General features: G+C 51.6%; 16 protein-coding genes and 1 tRNA gene. 8 read left to right on the top strand and 9 right to left on the bottom strand.

Translation table 11 applies throughout. The annotated features are described in order from the left end of the window. Window positions 1-31: 31 nt before the first annotated feature. Window positions 32-544, bottom strand: coding sequence for a lysophospholipid acyltransferase family protein (locus B9Y58_RS13725; protein ID WP_073058167.1), 513 nt, complete (start codon window positions 542-544; stop codon window positions 32-34). Window positions 545-626: 82 nt separating this feature from the next. Here B9Y58_RS13725 and B9Y58_RS13720 point away from each other — a divergent pair. Further along, window positions 627-699 (top strand) — tRNA-Cys (locus B9Y58_RS13720). Between the two features lie 134 nt (window positions 700-833). Here the strand turns inward: B9Y58_RS13720 and B9Y58_RS13715 are convergent. After that, window positions 834-1484 (bottom strand): hypothetical protein, encoded by a 651-nt coding sequence (locus B9Y58_RS13715; RefSeq protein WP_143154723.1) that lies wholly within the window; start codon window positions 1482-1484, stop codon window positions 834-836. 148 nt (window positions 1485-1632) lie between these two features. On the opposite strand from B9Y58_RS13715, the gene B9Y58_RS13710 reads away from it, so the two are divergent. The 7 genes from B9Y58_RS13710 (at window position 1633) to B9Y58_RS13680 (ending at window position 11877) form a co-directional block, all read left to right on the top strand. Next, a complete protein-coding gene (locus B9Y58_RS13710) occupies window positions 1633-2295 on the top strand; it encodes a DNA alkylation repair protein (RefSeq protein WP_073058164.1) in 663 nt (220 codons plus the stop codon). A 115-nt stretch (window positions 2296-2410) separates the two neighbouring features. Then, complete coding sequence (locus B9Y58_RS13705; protein WP_073058162.1) at window positions 2411-4384, top strand: 4-alpha-glucanotransferase; 1974 nt, start codon at window positions 2411-2413, stop codon at window positions 4382-4384. A gap of 75 nt (window positions 4385-4459) precedes the next feature. After that, complete coding sequence (locus B9Y58_RS13700; RefSeq protein ID WP_073058160.1) at window positions 4460-5719, top strand: glycoside hydrolase family 13 protein; 1260 nt, start codon at window positions 4460-4462, stop codon at window positions 5717-5719. Between the two features lie 158 nt (window positions 5720-5877). Then, window positions 5878-8523 carry a protein translocase subunit SecDF gene (locus B9Y58_RS13695; RefSeq protein ID WP_073058158.1) on the top strand — a complete coding sequence of 882 codons (2646 nt, stop codon included), beginning with the start codon at window positions 5878-5880 and terminating at the stop codon, window positions 8521-8523. Between the two features lie 164 nt (window positions 8524-8687). After that, window positions 8688-9512 (top strand): hypothetical protein, encoded by an 825-nt coding sequence (locus B9Y58_RS13690; protein WP_073058156.1) that lies wholly within the window; start codon window positions 8688-8690, stop codon window positions 9510-9512. A gap of 183 nt (window positions 9513-9695) precedes the next feature. Continuing rightward, window positions 9696-10553 carry a TIGR02147 family protein gene (locus B9Y58_RS13685; protein ID WP_073058154.1) on the top strand — a complete coding sequence of 286 codons (858 nt, stop codon included), beginning with the start codon at window positions 9696-9698 and terminating at the stop codon, window positions 10551-10553. Next, entirely contained in the window at window positions 10543-11877 is a 1335-nt protein-coding gene (locus B9Y58_RS13680; RefSeq protein WP_073058152.1) for a hypothetical protein, read from the top strand. The genes B9Y58_RS13685 and B9Y58_RS13680 overlap by 11 nt, the downstream gene beginning before the upstream one ends. Here B9Y58_RS13680 and B9Y58_RS13675 read toward each other — a convergent pair. From B9Y58_RS13675 to rlmN, 7 genes are all read right to left on the bottom strand, one after another. Next, window positions 11871-13019, bottom strand: coding sequence for an N-acetylmuramoyl-L-alanine amidase family protein (locus tag B9Y58_RS13675; RefSeq protein ID WP_073058150.1), 1149 nt, complete (start codon window positions 13017-13019; stop codon window positions 11871-11873). The two genes, B9Y58_RS13680 and B9Y58_RS13675, sit on opposite strands and share 7 nt — an antisense overlap. Then, window positions 13019-13489: an SsrA-binding protein SmpB gene (gene smpB / locus B9Y58_RS13670; RefSeq protein ID WP_073058148.1), complete on the bottom strand. Its 471-nt coding sequence runs from the start codon at window positions 13487-13489 to the stop codon at window positions 13019-13021. Before smpB ends, B9Y58_RS13675 begins: the two co-directional genes overlap by 1 nt. 3 nt (window positions 13490-13492) lie before the next feature. After that, a complete protein-coding gene (obgE, locus tag B9Y58_RS13665; protein WP_085534949.1) occupies window positions 13493-14632 on the bottom strand; it encodes a GTPase ObgE in 1140 nt (379 codons plus the stop codon). 30 nt (window positions 14633-14662) lie between these two features. Next, entirely contained in the window at window positions 14663-15628 is a 966-nt protein-coding gene (argC, locus tag B9Y58_RS13660; protein ID WP_085534948.1) for an N-acetyl-gamma-glutamyl-phosphate reductase, read from the bottom strand. A gap of 122 nt (window positions 15629-15750) precedes the next feature. Beyond that, a complete protein-coding gene (locus tag B9Y58_RS13655; RefSeq protein ID WP_085534947.1) occupies window positions 15751-16248 on the bottom strand; it encodes a YchJ family protein in 498 nt (165 codons plus the stop codon). Window positions 16249-16428: 180 nt separating this feature from the next. After that, entirely contained in the window at window positions 16429-17049 is a 621-nt protein-coding gene (locus B9Y58_RS13650) for a methyltransferase (protein WP_072800714.1), read from the bottom strand. After that, complete coding sequence (gene rlmN, locus B9Y58_RS13645; RefSeq protein ID WP_073058142.1) at window positions 17049-18116, bottom strand: dual-specificity RNA methyltransferase RlmN; 1068 nt, start codon at window positions 18114-18116, stop codon at window positions 17049-17051. Before rlmN ends, B9Y58_RS13650 begins: the two co-directional genes overlap by 1 nt. Window positions 18117-18140: the final 24 nt, after the last annotated feature.

Here is an 18140-nt window from a genome sequence, read left to right as displayed (position 1 = left end):
TAATAAGTTATCACCTTGGTATGATTTGCAGTCACAAAGATAATTTAATTTCGATGTCAATACGTGTCAGCGGCAGGGGCAAGACGAATTTATCCCATGTTTTTAGTATGATGTGCGCGCCGTACTTGGCGCTGATTTGCCATAGGGGAGTGTTGCTTGATTTGGAAAGCCAGAGCGAGCCTTTTTTGACTACGCCTGCCGGTCCGCGAGGGCCGTCTAGTGCCATGCCTACAAAGCGGCCTTCGCGGAGCGGTATAAGCAAGTGGCGCACGTTGGTGGCGCCGTGGGTGCTAGAGCCGCGTGTGACACTGTAGCCGAGATTTTGGACGATGGTCGCGAAAAGGTCGCCGTCGCTTGATTCCGAAACGAGCGTGTGCACGCCCCAGTTTTTAAAGGCGGCGGCACTCGCGAGTAGATCTTGATGCCATACCCCAAGGATTCCCGGCGCAAATGATTCGGGCGTTTTTAGCCTTACGCGCAGGCTTTTAATCCAGAGGGTTACAAGAAATGCCTTGAACCTGACCTTGAACGGCGGTTTAGTCATGCCTAAAAGATAAAAAAATGCAAAAAATGCCCGGTTTGCCCTTGAAAAAGGGAATAAATTTACCTATATTGCGTTTCACTTTGGCGACGTACCCAAGTTGGTAAGGGGCGGCTCTGCAAAAGCCTTATTCATCAGTTCGAGTCTGATCGTTGCCTCTCAAAACTCCTTCTCACCCCGGGAAGGAGTTTTTTTTGGCTTGCAAGGGAATATCAAAAAAAGACGGACAAAGTCCGTCTGATTTTATACCAAACCACCAGCCTACCGCCTACAGTCTACTTCCTACTGTCTACTAAACCACCGGATTTTTCCTCGGTCTTCCGCGGCCGCGCTTTACGGGAGTTCCGTCGGGCATGGTGGTTGCTTCCGGGTGCCTTGCTTTAAAGAAATCTTGAATCTTCTTGGCGCGTTCTTCGGCTTTTTGCTTGGCGAGGTCTGAGGCCGATACAATCACCGCCTTGGGCTTGTCGCCGCCCTTAAAACCGAACGATGCCTTGAGGACTCTGCCTGATGCAGGTTTCGGAGATTCCGAAACCGTGGCCTTCGGCTTGATAGATTCGGAACTGCTTTTCAGGTCGTAGGCGCTGTAGCCCTTGCTTTCTTCGGTAAAGGCGGTCTTCAGCATCATCTGCTTTTCCAAGGGAAGTTCGCTCATGGACGGGATTCCCGGAATCTGGGTCTTGGGCTTGAAGTACAGGTCGCCCTGCCTGGGAATGGAGCCGAAGATCTCGTTTGCGATGTTCTGGGCTTCTTGGTATTCCCTTTGCTGCTTCTGGGCGAGGCGGTCTTTCTTGGAGGGCCTCGCGGCCCCGTTCTTGCGTTTCCCGCTAAAATCTTTCTTGACTTTTTCGGAATTCTGGATGATTTCTTCGTCGGTGAGGCCGCGGAGTTCCGGCGGAACTTCGATGATTTGAAGCGCAATATTAGACAAATTCTGATCCATAAAACCCCATTTTTCGCCCTTTGTAGGCTTGTCAAGAGTGGAAAAAGTCAATTTATTGTAAAAAATGCGACCCAAATTTAAAAAAAATTGAAAAAAATGCTTGTCAAGACCTAGAAAAAAAATTTTTTTTGGACTATTTTTGTTATACATGCTTCGGTTTACTCAAGAAATATTACTTGCTCTCCGTGCTATCTCTAATGAAGAAGAAGCACATGAAATGTCTAAGAAGGCCCGAGAACAGTTCGATTTCCTTGGAATTCGCCTTGTTCCCCGCCGTGAGGTGACCTACCCCATATTCGACAAGTATCCTCCGAAAGATGGTGACGAATTGGTGGCTAGGGTCGAGGACATGTGGGCACAGCCGTATCGTGAAATCCAGTATGCGGCTTGCGACTACCTGTTCCGCCACAGGGTCCTGCTCGGTGGACAGCACCTTGCCTTCCTTAAAAAGTTAATCAAGACCCGTGCCTGGCGCGATACCGTCGATACGCTCGCCGCTTGCGTCCTGGGTGACTTGGCGCTCCGCTTGCCGGCGCTGCGCTCCAAGATCGCTTCCTGGATTCGCGACCCGAACGTGTGGGTGCGCCGTAGCGCGATCATTTTCCAGATTCAGTACAAGGATCGTACCGACTGGCCGCTGCTCAGACAGTTCTGCCTGACCTGCGCCAAGGATGACGACTACTACATTCGTAACGGTATCGGTCGCGCCCTTTCGGAATACGCCCGAATCAACCCGACCGAAGTTCGTCGCTTTGTGCAGGACAACACCTTTGCCGAACAGACCGCGCAGGAAATCCTCCGCCTGATTTAAACGAAAAAAAACACAATTTATCGCCTTTTTCGCAAGAACTGCGGAAAAGGCTTTTTATTTCTTAACCACTGGCTACTGTCTACCGACAACTTCCGACTTTTTCTAAATTATTGATATGCGTTACGGTGACATTTCATATTTCCAGAGCGGCGTGGCCGTTCCCCTTTTTAGCCTTTATAGCAAGCAGAGCATCGGTATCGGTGAATACCTGGACCTGATTCCCTTTGGCCGCTGGGCCGCTTTTTGCAATTTCAATATTATTCAGCTTTTGCCGGTGAACGACACGGGGGCTGAATCTAGCCCTTACAGTGCACGCAGTGCCTTTGCCTTGAACCCGGTGTTTATCAATGTGCAGTCGGTGGAAGGTTCTTCGGAATACGAAGATGAAATCCAGCAGGGTAAGTTGGAATTCCAGAAGTACGGAAAAATCGACTACTACAATATTTCGACCTGGAAGCGTTTCGTTCTTCGCAAGATTTTTGACAACCGCTACGACGACCTGAAAAAAGACAAGATTCTTTTGCGCTGGATAGACAATAACGCTTGGGCCAAGCCCTACTGTGTCTATTGCACGCTCAAGGCTCAGAACGACGAAAGAAGCTGGAAGGACTGGAAAAACTACCGTGACCCGACAGCGAAGGATATCGAGGCCCTTTGGAAAAAGTTCGCGAAAGACAACCTGTTCCAGGCCTGGATGCAGTTCGAGGCCGAAAAGCAGTTTAGCGCTGCCGTAGCCGAAGTTTCTAAAATGGGTGTCCGCATCAAGGGCGACATTCCGATTCTCATTAACGAAGACAGCGCCGACGTTTGGGCTGACCGCAAGTACTTCTCGCTGGACGACCGTGCGGGTGCTCCTCCTGATATGTTCAGCTACAGCGGCCAGAATTGGGGATTTCCTACGTACCGCTGGGACGTGATCGAAAAAGACAACTTTGAATGGTGGCGCCGCCGCTTGGCTCAGGCAAGCAAGTTCTACCATGCTTACCGTATTGACCATGTGCTGGGCTTCTTCCGCATCTGGTCGATTCCGCAGCAAGAAGTCACGGGCATTCTGGGTTATTTTAACCCGTGCGTGCCGCTCACTTACGACAAGCTCGCTGCCGCTGGCTTTATGCGCGAAACGCTGGAATACCTGCGCCGCCCGAATTACGGCATTGACCAGTTGCGCGAATTCTTGGGCGCTGACGCCGACCGTCTTGCTCCGATTTGCTTTACCCAGCTCGAAGGTCATCCGGACCGCTTGATTCTCAAGTCCGAGTTTAGCTCCGAAAAGGCAATCCTTGGCATGAACGAACCGCAAGAAGTCAAGGACAAGCTGCTCAAGGTTTATTGGAACCGCGTGTTCGTACCCTCGGGCGACGAGAACAATTTCTACCCGTATTGGTACTGGTACAATGCTCCGGTGTTCTTTACCTTGCCGGATTACGAACAGGAAAAGTTGCGTAACCTGATTAAGGAAAACGAAAACGCCCAGAACGGCCTGTGGGAAGCCAACGCTACCAAGCTTCTGTCGGTGCTTTCTCAAGAAACCGATATGTTGGTATGCGCCGAAGACTTGGGTGCCGTACCGCCCTGTGTCCCGACTGTGTTGAACAAGCTCAATATTCTTTCGCTGCGTATTGAACGCTGGGCCCGCAACTGGAATGCTCCCTATTCGCCCTACTACGACATGGACGAATACCCGCGCATGTCCGTGTGCGCCACCAGCTGCCACGATACGTCGACTTTGCGCGGACTGTGGCAAGAAAAAGACTTTGACCGTGACTTGTACTGGTCCCATGCCCACCTGTCGGGCAAGGCTCCCGAAGAAGTTACTCCGTCGGTGGCCCGCCAGATTTTGGCCCACGTGTATACCACCAACAGTCTGTTCTGCATCTTGCCGGTACAGGACTACTTCGCTCTTTCGGCAAGCCTTAGCAAGTGCGCGCCCGAAGAAGAGCGCGTGAATGTGCCGGGTACGGTGGGTGGCAAGAACTGGTGCTACCGTATGCCTTGTTCCGTGGACGAACTGATGGATTACTCGTCGCTTAGCTCCGATATCCGCATGCTCGTGGATGTGCGCAAGCGCCGCCCCATGTGGAAAATCTAATTACAATGTGTAATGTGTAGTGTGGAATGTGTAATTAATAATTTCACGCCACACATTTCGCACCTCACACCGCCTATGTTCGCTCCTGCTTGGGTTAAAGACGCTATTTTTTATCAAATCTTTCCGGATCGGTTCTGCCGTTCGGGGCGTTACAAGGCCGTAGGCAAGTTCGTGGAGTGGGGAAGCAAGCCCACTCGCGAAAACATGTTTGGCGGAAACCTCGCGGGTATTGAAGACAAACTTGAATACATCGCGGGCCTCGGCGTCAATGCGATTTACCTGTGCCCGATTTTCAAGAGCAATTCGAATCACCGCTACCATACGGTGGACTACTTCGAGATTGACCCGGTGCTCGGTACGCTCGAAGATTTTGACCGCTTGGTCAAGAAGGCTCACAAGCTAAAGTTGCGCGTGATTCTGGATGGCGTGTTCAACCATTGTTCTCGCGGATTCTTTCAGTTCAATAGCCTGATGGAGCTGGGTGAGCATTCGCCGTACGTGGATTGGTTCCATGTAAAGGGCTGGCCGCTTAACGCCTATACCGACAAACCGAATTATGAATGCTGGTGGAATTTTCCGGCGCTCCCGAAATTCAATACGGACTGCCCCGATGTTCGCGAGTACCTTTTTAGCGTAGGCGAGTACTGGATGAAGCGTGGCATTGACGGCTGGCGCTTGGATGTTCCGAATGAAATTGACGATGACAGCTTTTGGCAGGAATTCCGCCGCCGCGTGAAGAATGTGAACCCCGAAGCCTATATTGTGGGCGAGATTTGGGACGAACCTTCTCGCTGGCTAAAAGGTGATCAGTTCGATGGCGTGATGAATTACGTGTTCCGCAAGGCGACGATGCAGTTCCTGTTCGACGAGAATCCGATTTCGATCAAGGAATTCGGCGAGCGCTTGCAGAAGGCTTTCCCCGAAGGCCGCGGCGACATTCCCATGAACTTGCTCGGAAGCCACGATACCACGCGCCTGATGTCGCAACCTTGCGCAAGCCTCGAACGAATCAAGCTCGCGTATACGATTCTCTTCTTCTTGCCGGGTGCCCCGTGTATTTATTACGGCGAAGAACTTTCGATGAAGGGCGGCAAGGATCCTGACAACCGCCGTAGCGTGCCGTGGAGCAAACTTTCCGAGATGCAATCCAAGCCGCTGTATGAATTTATCAAGCAGATGATTGCACTCCGCAACAAGAATGCGGTACTGCGCGAAGGAAAACTCGAAATCCGCTCTGCCGACAACGGCTTTGCTATCGAGCGTACCCTCGGCAAAAAGACGATGACCCTCGTTGTGCTGCAAGAAGGTGCCGAATTTAAATTCAACATTGTTTAAAAACCTAAAACAATCAGATTTTGCGTTAGCAAAATTGAATTCGTGTGAATTTCGGCTGAAAAAGGAGATTCCGGCTCAAGGCCAGGAAGACATGATTGCATAACTTTTTCTATCTTTGCGCGCAAAACTTAGTGAATAATGCCTTATAGGGATTACAAATGAATAAGAAAAAATTCGGCATGCGAGAACTCATTATTCTCCTCGTCATTGTTTTGTCGGCCTACACGGTATGGCCTTCTATCCAGGTTCACACCAAGAAGGGCGAAGAAAAGCAGACCTTCCTCAAGGAAAACCCGAAGGTGGGCGCAAAGTCCATCAACTTCGGCTTGGACCTTGCCGGCGGTACGGCCATTACGCTCGAAATCGACAAGTCGAACATCAAGGGCGACGATATCAAGGACATTCAGGAACAGTCCCTCGAAATCATCCGTAACCGCGTTGACCAGTACGGTCTTTCTGAACCGCAGATTTCCCCGTCCGGCGACGACCGAATCGTGGTTGAACTGGCAGGCGTGGATGACTCCACTGCAAAGGCTCTCGTGGGTTCGACCGCTAAGCTCGAATTCAAGATTCTGGCCGAAGCTGAAAAGTTTACCCAGGTGGTCGGCCTCATTGACCAGTACCTGACCCGCCAGACGACCGACATCGTGGCTGACTCCGCCGCTACGGATTCCACTGCCAAGGATTCTACGGTCGCCAAGGCTGATTCCGCCAAGGATACGACCAAGACCCTTTCCGATGACGAATTGCTCGGTAAGGCTCCGGCAGCCGAAGTGGCCGCAACCGATTCCGCCAAGGATTCTGCCGCAGTCGAGGCTCAACCGGCATCTGAAGTCGGCGTTGCTCTTAGCGCTTACTACCTGAGCTTTGGTAACGGCGGCTTTATCGCCGAAGAAAATGTGGAAAAGGTGAAGAAGCTCCTCGCAACCGACGGTGTGCAGAAGCTGATTCCGCGAGATGTCGCTTTCGCTTTCGGCAGCGGTCTCGAACCGGTGCAGCGTGATTCCAAGATCAAGGCCAAGCGCCTTTACTTGCTCAAGCGCCGTGCCGAAATGGCCGGTGACGATGTGGTCGATGCTCGCCCCTACCGCGTGTCTGACGGTGTGAGCGCCGGTGAAGTGGCCGTGAGCCTCAAGTTCGGTGGCATTGGTCCCAAGAAGTTCTCTGCTGTGACTGCCGCCAACATCGGCAAGCAGATGGCTATCGTGCTCGACAACCAGGTGATTTCTGCTCCGGTGATCCGCGACCGTATCCCGAACGGCGAAGCCCAGATTACGGGTCTCGACGACATGGCCGAAGCTAACCGCCTCTCCGTGGTGCTTCGCGCCGGTGCCCTCAAGGCTCCGATGAAGATTATTGAAAGCCGCAGCGTGGGTGCAACCCTCGGTGAAGAAAACATTGTGCAGGGTTTCGGTTCCGGTGCTATCGGCCTTATCCTCTGCTTGGTGTTCATGGTTGCCTACTACCGCCTCGGTGGTCTTATCGCTAGCTTTGGTATGGTGATCAACACCTTGGTGACCGCCGCCGTGATGTCTGTGTTTAACGCTACGTTGACCTTGCCGGGTATCGCAGGCTTCATCCTCGTGGTCGGTATGTCTCTCGACGCCAACGTGATTATTTACGAACGTATCCGTGAAGAACTCAAGAACGGCCTGACCGCCCGCGCCGCCGTGGCCAAGGGTTACGAACGCGCCTTCGGTGCCATCTTGGACTCCAACTTGACCACCGTGCTTACCGGCCTTATCCTTTATAAGATTGGTACCGGTTCCGTGAAGGGTTTCGGTCTTACGCTTACGATCGGTATTTTGACTTCCTTGTTCTGCGCTATCACGGTGACCCGCTCCATCTTGGATTGGAAGCTTGCCAAGCGCGACGCTACGACCCTTTCTATCGGTGGCGGCTTCAAGGCTATCAACGAAGCTAACCTCCAGATCATTCCGAACCGCCGTCGTTTCGGTCTCATTTCCATGATCCTGATTGTTGCCTCTATCGCCTTCATCGCCATCAAGGGCTTTGACTTCAGCATCGACTTCACTGGTGGCCAGGTTTATACCGTGCAGTACCAGGATAGCGATAAGCATGAAAAGGACTTGAGCAAGGCTTTGTCTGCTGCCGGTATTTCTGGCACGAAGGTCCGTACGCTCGGTGGTACTTCTGCTAACTCTTACCAGATTAGCATGCGCGCCTCTGATGACGCCCAGTTCGAACTCAAGATGGCTCAGGCCTTCGAAAAGGCCGGTCAGAAGTGCGAAATCGTCGCTAAGGACAATGTGGGTCCGACCATCGGTAAGGAACTCCGCTTTAACGCAATCCTTTCTGTGATTCTCGCATGGCTCGGCATTTTGATTTACGTGTGGTTCCGCTTCGGTAAGTTCGGTCTCGGCTTCGGTGTCGCGGCCGTGCTCGGCCTGGTACACGATACCGTGATTACGCTTGGCTTCATCTCCGCCTTCGGTCTTTCCTTTGATGGCGCCTTGATTGCCTCGCTCCTCACCATGATCGGTTACTCTGTGAACGACACCATCGTGAACTTCGACCGTATTCGTGAAAACACTGCCGTGTATGGTTCCAGCAACTTCGCCGAAACCATCAACAAGTCCCTGAACCAGTGCTTCAGCCGTACCATGGTGACCTCTCTCACGACTTTGTTCGTGTGCGTGATCCTCGCCGTGATGGGTGGTTCTTCCATTCGCGACTTCGGCTTGGTGCAGTGCTTCGGTATCCTTGTCGGTACCTACTCCTCCGTGTGCATCTGCTCTCCGATCGTTCTGTGGTGGAGCAAGCGCTTCAAGAAGGGTGTGTAGTTTAGACGAGAGAACGCTCGCGTCGCTCGCTACAGACTAGAGACTAAAGACCCCGGCGAAAAGCCGGGGTTTTCTGTATTTGCATGCTTTTTAAATGAAAAATGGCTGGGGGTTGTTCTTTTTTTTTAGAATAAGTGATATATTTATGAATAAGGAGAACTTGTATGAAATATCAAAAGAGTTTATTTGTATCTGGTTTTGCCATGGCCTTCGGGCTGCTGCTTGGACTTGGGACCAATGCCCTGGCTAAGGAATGGGAACAGTCTTTGGTGGTTAACCTAACCCGTCATGATGTGCACGGACCGATATATGGCTATACTCGATGGGGCTTTTCTAAAGACAGCCTTGTTGTGGATAGTTCTGGTGTCGTGGGTAAGGGAATCACGTATTGGCAGGTGGATGAATCTTGTGTATGTGTTTTTTTGTTTGGGGGCTGTGGGTATTATCTATATCATTGGAACTTCTTTGATTATGACCAATCATTTTGGAACGTTGCTCTAGTCGAAGGCTTAAAAGCGGGAATTGCCTTAGACTTGAACGATACGACTGCTTTTGCAGAGATTACTTATTATGGGTCTGATTTGCTTGAATCCTATAAGTTTTCCGAGAAACGTGGTTCGTCTGCAAATGATACGAACTACTTTGTCTATAGAAAAGATTCTACATATTACGCCCTTTGCCAATATATAACGGTGTATAATAGTTCTATTGATAATAAAGGTGAAATGGAAGAAGGTGTTCCTGCCTATTTTGCACATCAGTGCATTTTCCAGGATGATGGTACGCCTACGTTTAGCAAGATTCCGATGTATACGGGCGAATTACCGGAGGGAAAGCCTGTGAAACCGCCTTCTGTTATTGCAAAGTCGATGCATAAGAAGGTTGAACCTAATGTGGACCACAAACCTTATTTGGTAAACGGTCAATCGGCTAGGAAAAATTCAGCGAGCGGTGTTCGCGTCGAGAAGGAACGCGTTTACCGACAATAAAAAATCAGCTGATGAGGCAGCCTTTGGCTGCCTTTTTTAATTGGTCTTTACGGCGTGTCCACTGGATACGCAGGGTGTACACAAAAGTGCTTAATTTTTATAAATTTTGCGTAAAATGGTAAAATTTGGCGAAAAACGTAATTTTTGTACACAAATTGATTTTAAAAACCTATATTTGTCTTTGTGAAAGATATTGTTGAGTATACGGATTACCGCAAGTATATCCAGGATTACTATGAGGAACAAAAGCGTTGTTCCGCCTTTTCCTGGAGAGAGTTTGCGAGGGCTGCGGGGTTCTCGTCGGCTGTATACCTGAAGTATATTTGCGAAGGAAAACGAAATCTGAGTTTAGGGTCCGCCGGATCGGTGGCGAACGCCATGGGACTCGCCGGATTTGAATGCACCTATTTTGTTTTAATGGTCTCGTATGCCCATGCGAAGAATGACGCTGCAAAACGCGATGCCTTCGAAAAGCGCTGTGCCTTGGCGAATGCACATAAGGTGCATGTGCTTGGAAATGAGGAATTTGATTATTATAAGTCTTGGAAAAATCCGGTGCTACGCGAATTGGCTCCGCATATGCCCGGTGCAAAACCGCTAGAGATGGCCCATGCCTGCGAACAGCCGATTACCGCGGCAGAGGTAACTGAAACTTTGAATTTCTTGGTGAAGGCGAATCTCTTGAAAAAAGACCGGGACGGCAATTATCGTCAGACGGAAAAGTCCGTGTCGATGGGAGCGACTGATGCAGTCTCCGTGGCAGCAAAAGACTTGCAACGACAAATGGGTGAGTTTGCGCTCAAGGCGCTGGATTTGCCTCTTTCGGAACGAGACATGTCTGGCGTGGTCTTGGGACTTACGCAGCATGCCTATGAACGGATTAAAAAAGAGATTGTCGACTTCCGCCGTCGAGTGGTCGCGATTGCTACCGAAGATGATGAAACAGAACGGGTGTATCGCCTGAATGTGCAACTGTTCCCGATGAGCGACCGTTTGAAAAAGGACAAGGATTTTAAAGGAGCTGAACAAAATGAGAAATAGTTTTGGGACGTTAACCATTCCGCTTATTTTCGTTGCACTTGCATTGACTTCGTGCTCCGAAAGCAAGCCGGTTGCAGGCGGTTCTTCGGATGATTCTGGAATCGTCGCTATCTCGAATAAGGAGGTGGCGGGTGTTTCGCAGAAGGGCCCGTTCGTGAAGGGCTCCGCCGTGACGGTGCAGGAACTGGAGGGCGAAACGCTGAAACAGACCGGCAAGAGCTTCAAGGGGACCATCATGAGTGACAAAGGTGACTTTGTCATCAATAATGTCAATCTGGAATCGCAGTATGCAATTCTTGAGGCTACGGGCTATTATCGCAATGAAGTTTCCGGGAAAACGTCTGGAGGAATGTTGACGCTGCGAGCCTTGACGGACCTTTCTAAAAGGAATTCGGTAAACATCAACATGCTCACGCATATGGAATATGAACGCGTGATGTATCTAGTGGGTACGGGCCTCAGTCTGCAAGATGCCAAGAATCAGGCTGAAGCAGAAATTTTCAGGGCTTTTGGAATCCAGGACGAATTTGATAGTCCTGAAGACTTGGATATTTTCCGCGAAGGCGATGGAAATGCAGCATTGCTTGCTATTAGCATTCTGATGCTCAGGGATCTTTCGGAAGCGGAATTTACCGAATTCTTGATTGATTTTGCCGCAGACATTGAAACTGATGGAACTTGGGATAATGAAGACGTCAAATTGGAATTGGCTACATGGGCAAATAGAATGGGCTATATTACTCGAGTGAATCTTCGTGAAAATATAGAAGCGTGGAATTTGGGAACAGTCCCTGATTTTGAAAAGTATTTGCGCAACTTTTGGTACTTGGTTTTTGGACTTGATGAGTGCGGAGCCGAACAAGAAGGCGTGATGTCTGCGATAAAGAATGATTCTATTTGCGATAGAAATATCGTGAAACAGACAGGAAATTTTATTACAACAATTGGTATCTGCGGCAAGAACGATCGCTATGTTTGTAAAAGCGGTGTTTGGACTCTTGCAAGCGATTTTGAAAAGGATTTTTATGGCTCAGGAAAGGCAGATGGTGGTGAAGATGGCGAAATATGGGTGGGCCCTAATACAGGGACGTATTACGTGTATGATGACAGTTTGAAGGAATGGACAGTGAGAGGCTTTGTGTCAAAGCCTTATTTGGAACAAAGTGACACGGCTGGTGTTTCTGCTTTGATGACAGTGGGTGTGGGGTGTACGGTTAAGCGAAAGGATGAAGTTCGAATGGGCAAGGATGGGTTGTATTATGTATGCAAGTCAAACCAAATATGGTATGATGCCCAAGAATTTGATTATGATACTTCTTACTGACGTCCGAGGGTTTCGCGGTAATTGTGAACGGCATTCTTGTAAGCGCTGACGGCTTTTGAAATGCGTTCTGCAATATCGGCTTGAGCCTTGTTGGTCATCATGTAGGCTTCTTCTTCGGGGTTGCTGATGAAACCGATTTCGAAGAGCACGGCGGGCATTAGAGCGCCTACGAGCACCATGAAGCCTGCACCGCCGACACCACCGCCCTGACGCTTGATTTTGCCGTCGTCGAAGGCCTTGAGCATTTGTTCAGTGAACATGTAGCTGTTCTGCTTGTACTTTTCCAAGCGGGCTTCGAGCTTGAACCATTCGAGCGGTGAAAGTTCTTCTTTGGCGTTCTTTTCGCCGTAGAGCGTGGCCACCTTGTTTTCGCGGCGGGCAATGGCCTTGTCTTCTTCGCTTTCGGGCGCGCGGAGCACGTACACGTGGTAGCCCTTAATCTGTTTCTTGCGTTCGGGCGAGGCATCAATGGCGTTGCAGTGTAGGCTGATAAACAGGTCGCCGTCCCACTGGTTTGCAAGGTTCGCGCGTTCGCCGAGTTCGATGAACACGTCCTTGTCGCGGGTCATTTTCACATTGAAGCCTTCTTTTTCGAGTTCCTTTTTCAGGAGCTTGCCGACGGCGAGTACGATGTCTTTTTCGTTGGAATTCTTGCCCTGGGCGCCGGTGTCCTTGCCGCCGTGGCCGGGGTCGATCACGATGGTCTTGACTTCGCGGGTGCCGGCGGTTTCGTTTTTCGGCTTGGTGGCGGTAACGGGGACTGCCGCTGCGGCGACCTTTGCAGAGGACGATGAAACTTTGACGAAGGAACTGCTGCTTGCAGGAACGGCTGCAGCGGCCTGCACATTTTCGACTCCGTACAAACTAGCGACATCCGCAGAATCCAGCAGGATGTGCCCGTCTGCAATTTCGGGAGCGTGTTTAAGGTCGACTGATTTGCCGTGACTGCTCACGTAAGGGAGCCCGATAGCGAATTTGACCGTGTCGGTTTCGCCAGCGAGAATGAATGTCTTTTGAACGGGGAACCAGTGGAAACTGGCCTTATGTTCCTTGGCGACTTGTTCGGCATCGACTGTGTTTGCGGCCCAGGCAGAGACTGCGAGAGCGAAACAGACAAGTATATGCCAAACAAAAACCTTCATTACTTGTGAGCCTTTGCCGCACGGGCCATTTCGAGTTTTGCGTCGCGGTTGATGATATCCTGACGCTTGTCGCGCTGGTCTTTACCGCGGCAGATTCCCATTTCGAGCTTGGCGCGGCGATTCTTGAAGTAGAGCTTCAGGGGGATGAGCGTGCAGCCCTTCTGCTCCTTGGCCTTGCGCATCTTGGCGATTTCGTGCACATGGGCGAGTAGCTTGCGGCGCCTAGCAGGGAAATGGTTGAAGCGGTTCGCGAACAGGTATTCGTCGATGTGGGCGCCGACGAGCCAGATTTCGTTCTTGGTGTCGTCGATGTCAATCCATGCTTCGCCCAAAGTGCACTTGCCATCGCGGATAGATTTGACTTCCGAACCGATCAGCATGATACCCACCTCAAACGTCTCGTCGACGAAGTAGAGGTGGTTTGCCTTGCGGTTTACGATGACCGGTGTACTCTGTTCTTTTTTCGCCATTCGTTAAGCCTTCTTCTTGCTACGGGCTGTTTTTGCACTGGCGGCCTTGGAGCCTGTTTTAGCGGAAATTTTCGATGCCGAGCTGGCCTTGCTCTTTGCGATTTTCTTGCCGGTGCCGTCGATGCCGGTGGTAGCACTGCTGAGTTTCTTGCTTTCCCAGCCGACCTTCTTCTTTTGCACGTGGGGCACGGCTTCGTCCAGAGCCAAGGTGAGTTCCTTGCAGCCGTCGCCTGTTACGGCGGAGGTCACGATGACTGCTTCCTTGTGGGCCTTGAACTGTTTGATCGCTTCGTCGATGCCGAGGTCGCTCTTGTTGAGGGCAATCACGTAAGGCTTCTTGGCGAGCTTCGGGTGGAACGCCTTGAGTTCTTCCTTAAGGACGCTGAACTGCTCGTAGGCGTTTTCAGCAAAGCCGTCGATGACGAACAGGAGCGTGTGCGTACGTTCGATATGCTTTAAGAACTGGTGGCCGAGGCCCTTGCCTTCGCTGGCGCCTTCCAAGAGACCTGGAATGTCTGCGACTACAAAGCTGTGGCCGTTCATCTGCACGATGCCGAGCACCGGTTCGAGTGTGGTGAACGGATAGTCGCCGACTTTCGGGCGACCGCTCGAAATCTTGTTCACGAGGCTCGACTTGCCTGCGTTCGGGAAACCGACGAGGCCCACATCTGCCATAAGCTTGAGTTCCAAGAAGAGTTCGCGACGTTCGCCTTTTTCGCCGGGTGTGCACTTGCGCGGGGCCTGGTTGGCAGGCGTTGCAAAATGCTGGTTGCCCATGCCGCCCTTGCCGCCGCGAGCCGCAATCCACTTCTGGCCGGGTTCGGTAAGGTCTGCGAGAATGCGACCTTCGGCATCTTTTACGATGGTGCCGCGCGGAACATCTACGATCAGGTCTTCGGCGCTACGGCCGGTGCAGCGCTTGGCGCCACCGGGTTGTCCACTTTGCGCCTTGTACAGGCGAGCGTTGCCCATGTCGAGGAGGGTGGAAAACTGTTCGTTCACCTGCAGAATCACATGGCCGCCGCGACCGCCGTCACCGCCATCGGGACCGCCGAGGGGTACGAACTTTTCGCGGTGGAAACTGCAAATGCCATCGCCGCCCTTGCCGGAGCGAACTTCAATTGATTTTTCGTCTAGGAACATGGGAAGTGGTTCGTGGTTGGTGGTTAGTGGCTAGGAAAGGCTTACGCCTTCATCGATTCCCAGGGCGATATTCATGTTCTGGATGGCGGCACCGCTTGCGCCCTTGCCGAGGTTGTCGATAATCGTCGTCACCTGCATCACGGTTTCGTTGCCGAACACTTGGATGCGGGCGTTGTTCGTATCGTTGCAGACGGTAGCGTCAAGGCGGCCGTTAAAGAGCACGGGGGCAGCTTCATAGGGCATCACCTTCACAAAACGGGAATCTTCGTAATGCTTCGCCAAGATTTCGGTGAGTCCTTCGGGGCCGACCTTCTTGGTGAGTTCATTTGCAAAGATGGCGACGGTGACCGCCATGCCCTTGTAATAAGGGCCAAGCACCGGGTTGAAGAACGGCGTATTTTCGAGTTCGCAGTACTTCTTCATTTCGGGGAGGTGCTTGTGTGCGAGCGCGAGCGCGTATGGGGCGGGCGCCATGATTGCCTTGGATTCACCGGCTGCATGTGCAAGAGCTGCAGCTTCTTCGTATTCGGCAATTAGCTTCTTGCCGCCGCCGGAATAACCGGTGATGCTGTAGGCGGCAAGGTTTGCACTCTTCGGGAGGATTCCTGCGGCAACCAGCGGGTGTACGCCGAGAATAAAGCCCGAGGCATGACAACCGGGGTTCGCGATACGCTTGGCCTTTGCAATTGCTTCACGCTGGGCGGGGCTGAGTTCCGGCATCCCGTAGGTCCAGTCGGGGTTTACGCGGTGAGCCGTCGATGCGTCGATCACGCGAGTGTTCGGATTTTCGCAGAGGGCGGCACTTTCGACAGCTGCTGCATCGGGCAAGCACAGGAACGTCACGTCGGACTCGTTGATGAGACGCTTGCGTTCGTTAATGTCTTTGCGGAGTTCGGGAGAAATGCGCAACACTTCGATGTCGGTGCGCTTTGCGAGTCTCTCATAAATCTGCAGGCCTGTGGTCCCTGCTTCACCATCTACGAAAACTTTGAACATTTGCTTAATGATTTAAGGTTGAAGATTATTATTTAGTAGGAAGTAGACGGTAGGAAGTAGGAAGTTCTATAATCGCGGCAAAGCCGCCTAATTAAAACTGTTTACCGTCTACTGTCTACTGTCTACTTATTCGCGCCGCAGCACTTCTTGTACTTCTTGCCGGAACCGCACGGGCACGGATCGTTTCGGCCAACGACCGGACCTTCGTGACGGACAGTTTCCTGCTTCACGGCACGACCGTCGTAGAAGAACCATGCGCCACCGACCTTGTGGAATTCGCCAAGTTCGTGGTGGTTACGGGTGATGTTACCCTGCTTGAAGCGTGCGATAAATTCGACCCAGCCGATGTTCTTTTCTTCTTCGGTCTTGGTCTGCTTGATTTCGATGCCGAGCCATTCGGATTCCTTGCTCCAGGCGGTCACGCTCGGTTCGTCGAAATCACCACGCTGCGTGGGTTCGAGAGATTCCTTGAGCCAGCCGATTTCCTGCTTTACGTAAGCAGTGTAACGAGAACGCATCAAAGCTTCGGGGCTTGCTGCGAGAGCCTTCTGCTTGATGATCGGTTCACAACATTCGCAGTATTCCTTACCGGAACCGCAGGGGCATAAATCTTTTGCCATAATTCAATCCTTGTGTCTACGTTAGAGCGGCTTGGCCGCCGTTAAAATTTGGTGAAAAAAATAGAAAAATTGAAAGGGTATAGACCCTGTCAAGCTGAGCTTGATAACGAAAAAGACGAGAGTTTTTTATTCTCTCGTCTCTAGTTTACAGCTCGCCAAGCGAGCATACATTCGTCTAGCTTACAGGCACTTTTTAAGGAGCCAGATTTCTTCCTTGCCTTCGCGACCGGCGATGCTGTTTGTGGGCTTGATACGTTCGACGACATCGAACACGCCGCCGAGACGGGCCATGAGTTCGCCTTCGCTGGTGGCATGCGGCGGACCCTGCAGAGTCTTGCCGTTCATAAGCGGGTACAAGAAAAGAATCAACAGACCGTCGTCCTTCATCATCTTGTAGCAGACTTCGAAGAATTCGTCGCGGCGACCCGGGTGGATTGCCGTAAAGCAGCAGTAATCGTAAACGATATCAAAAAGCTGACCGCCACGCTTGTCGTCCTTGGGAGAAAGCGAGAACAGGTCAAGGTCCAAAGAACGCAGGTTCTTGTGTTTGCGGCTCAAGTGGTCAAGTTCATCGACGGCAGAGGGGGCAAAGTCGACTGCCAGCACGTCGTGTCCGCGCAAAGCCCATGCTTCGGCATCGTAGCCAAAGCCTGCGCCGGGAACCAGAACGGAGCCCGTAGCGGGACAAGAGGGGTGCTTGAAAAATTCCGTCAGAGCGGGCGTCACCTTCTTGAGATTCCAGTAGTCCTTGCCTTCGGCATAAAGATTATCCCAGAAATCCGGGAGGTTCTGCGTTAACATTATTTACCTTCCTTTTTGTACGCAAGTTGCCCGCAGGCGGCGAGAATGTCGCGGCCGCGCGGGTTGCGGATCGTGATTTGAATTTCGGCAGCCCTAACCATTGCCAAAAAGTCTTCTACCTGTTCCGGCGTGGGGGCATGCAGCGTGGGGTCGTCGCCGTCGTTTAGTACGATGGCGTTCACTTTCACGCGGCGGGGGGCGCAAATGCGAATGAGCTCCTTGGCTGCCTTCGGGGTGCAGGTGATGTCCTGAATCAGGACAAATTCAAACGTTACATAATTATCGGTTCTGCGAATGTATTCGTCAACCGCTTCCAAAAGTTTTTCGATGGGCCAGGTCTTGTTCACCGGCATCACAGACGAACGGTATTCGTTATTGGTGCTGTTCAGACTTACGGCGAGGCAACAGGGGGTATTGCGGTCCACCAGTTCCTTGATCTTGGGAACGACTCCGCTCGTGCTTACGGTCATGCGCTTAGAACCCATGTTGAACAGGCTCTGGTTATGGAGCGTACAGCAGACGCGGTGCACGTTTTCCAGGTTGTTCAGGGGTTCGCCCATTCCCATGAAGATGATGTTGGTGACCTGGGCCGTTTTGCCTTCTTCGTTCAAAAGGCCAGAATCCTTCAGGTACCAGTTCACGTTGATGATTTCTTCCAGGATTTCGCCTGCTTCCAGGTTTCGGGTAAAGCCCATTTTGGCAGTACGGCAGAAGGCGCAATTCATGGCGCAGCCGACCTGGGTCGAGACGCATACGGAATAGCGACCGTTTGCAGGAATCATCACCGTTTCGATATGGTGGTCGTCGTGGGTCTTGAAAAGCCACTTGACCGTGCCATCTACCGACACCATGCGCTGTTCTTCGGTCAATGCACGAAGGCTGAACTGATTTGCCAGTTTTTCGCGGAGGGCGGGGGAAATGTTCCCCATTTCGTCGTAGCTTTTGACTTGCTGGCAAAAGAGCCATTTTTGAATCTGGCTTGCACGGAACGGTTTTTCATCCTGATCGCGGAGCCAAGCTTTGAGCTCGTCCTCGGTCAGCGTCTTTATGTTCTTTGGCCATTCCATCGGGGGCTAAAGATAGCAAAAAAA

Origin of the sequence: Fibrobacter sp. UWB15 (assembly GCF_900177705.1) — a bacterium.
Lineage (GTDB): Bacteria > Fibrobacterota > Fibrobacteria > Fibrobacterales > Fibrobacteraceae > Fibrobacter.
The sequence above is the reverse complement of the archived record's forward strand: the minus strand, read 5'-3'. Positions and strand labels throughout refer to the sequence as shown.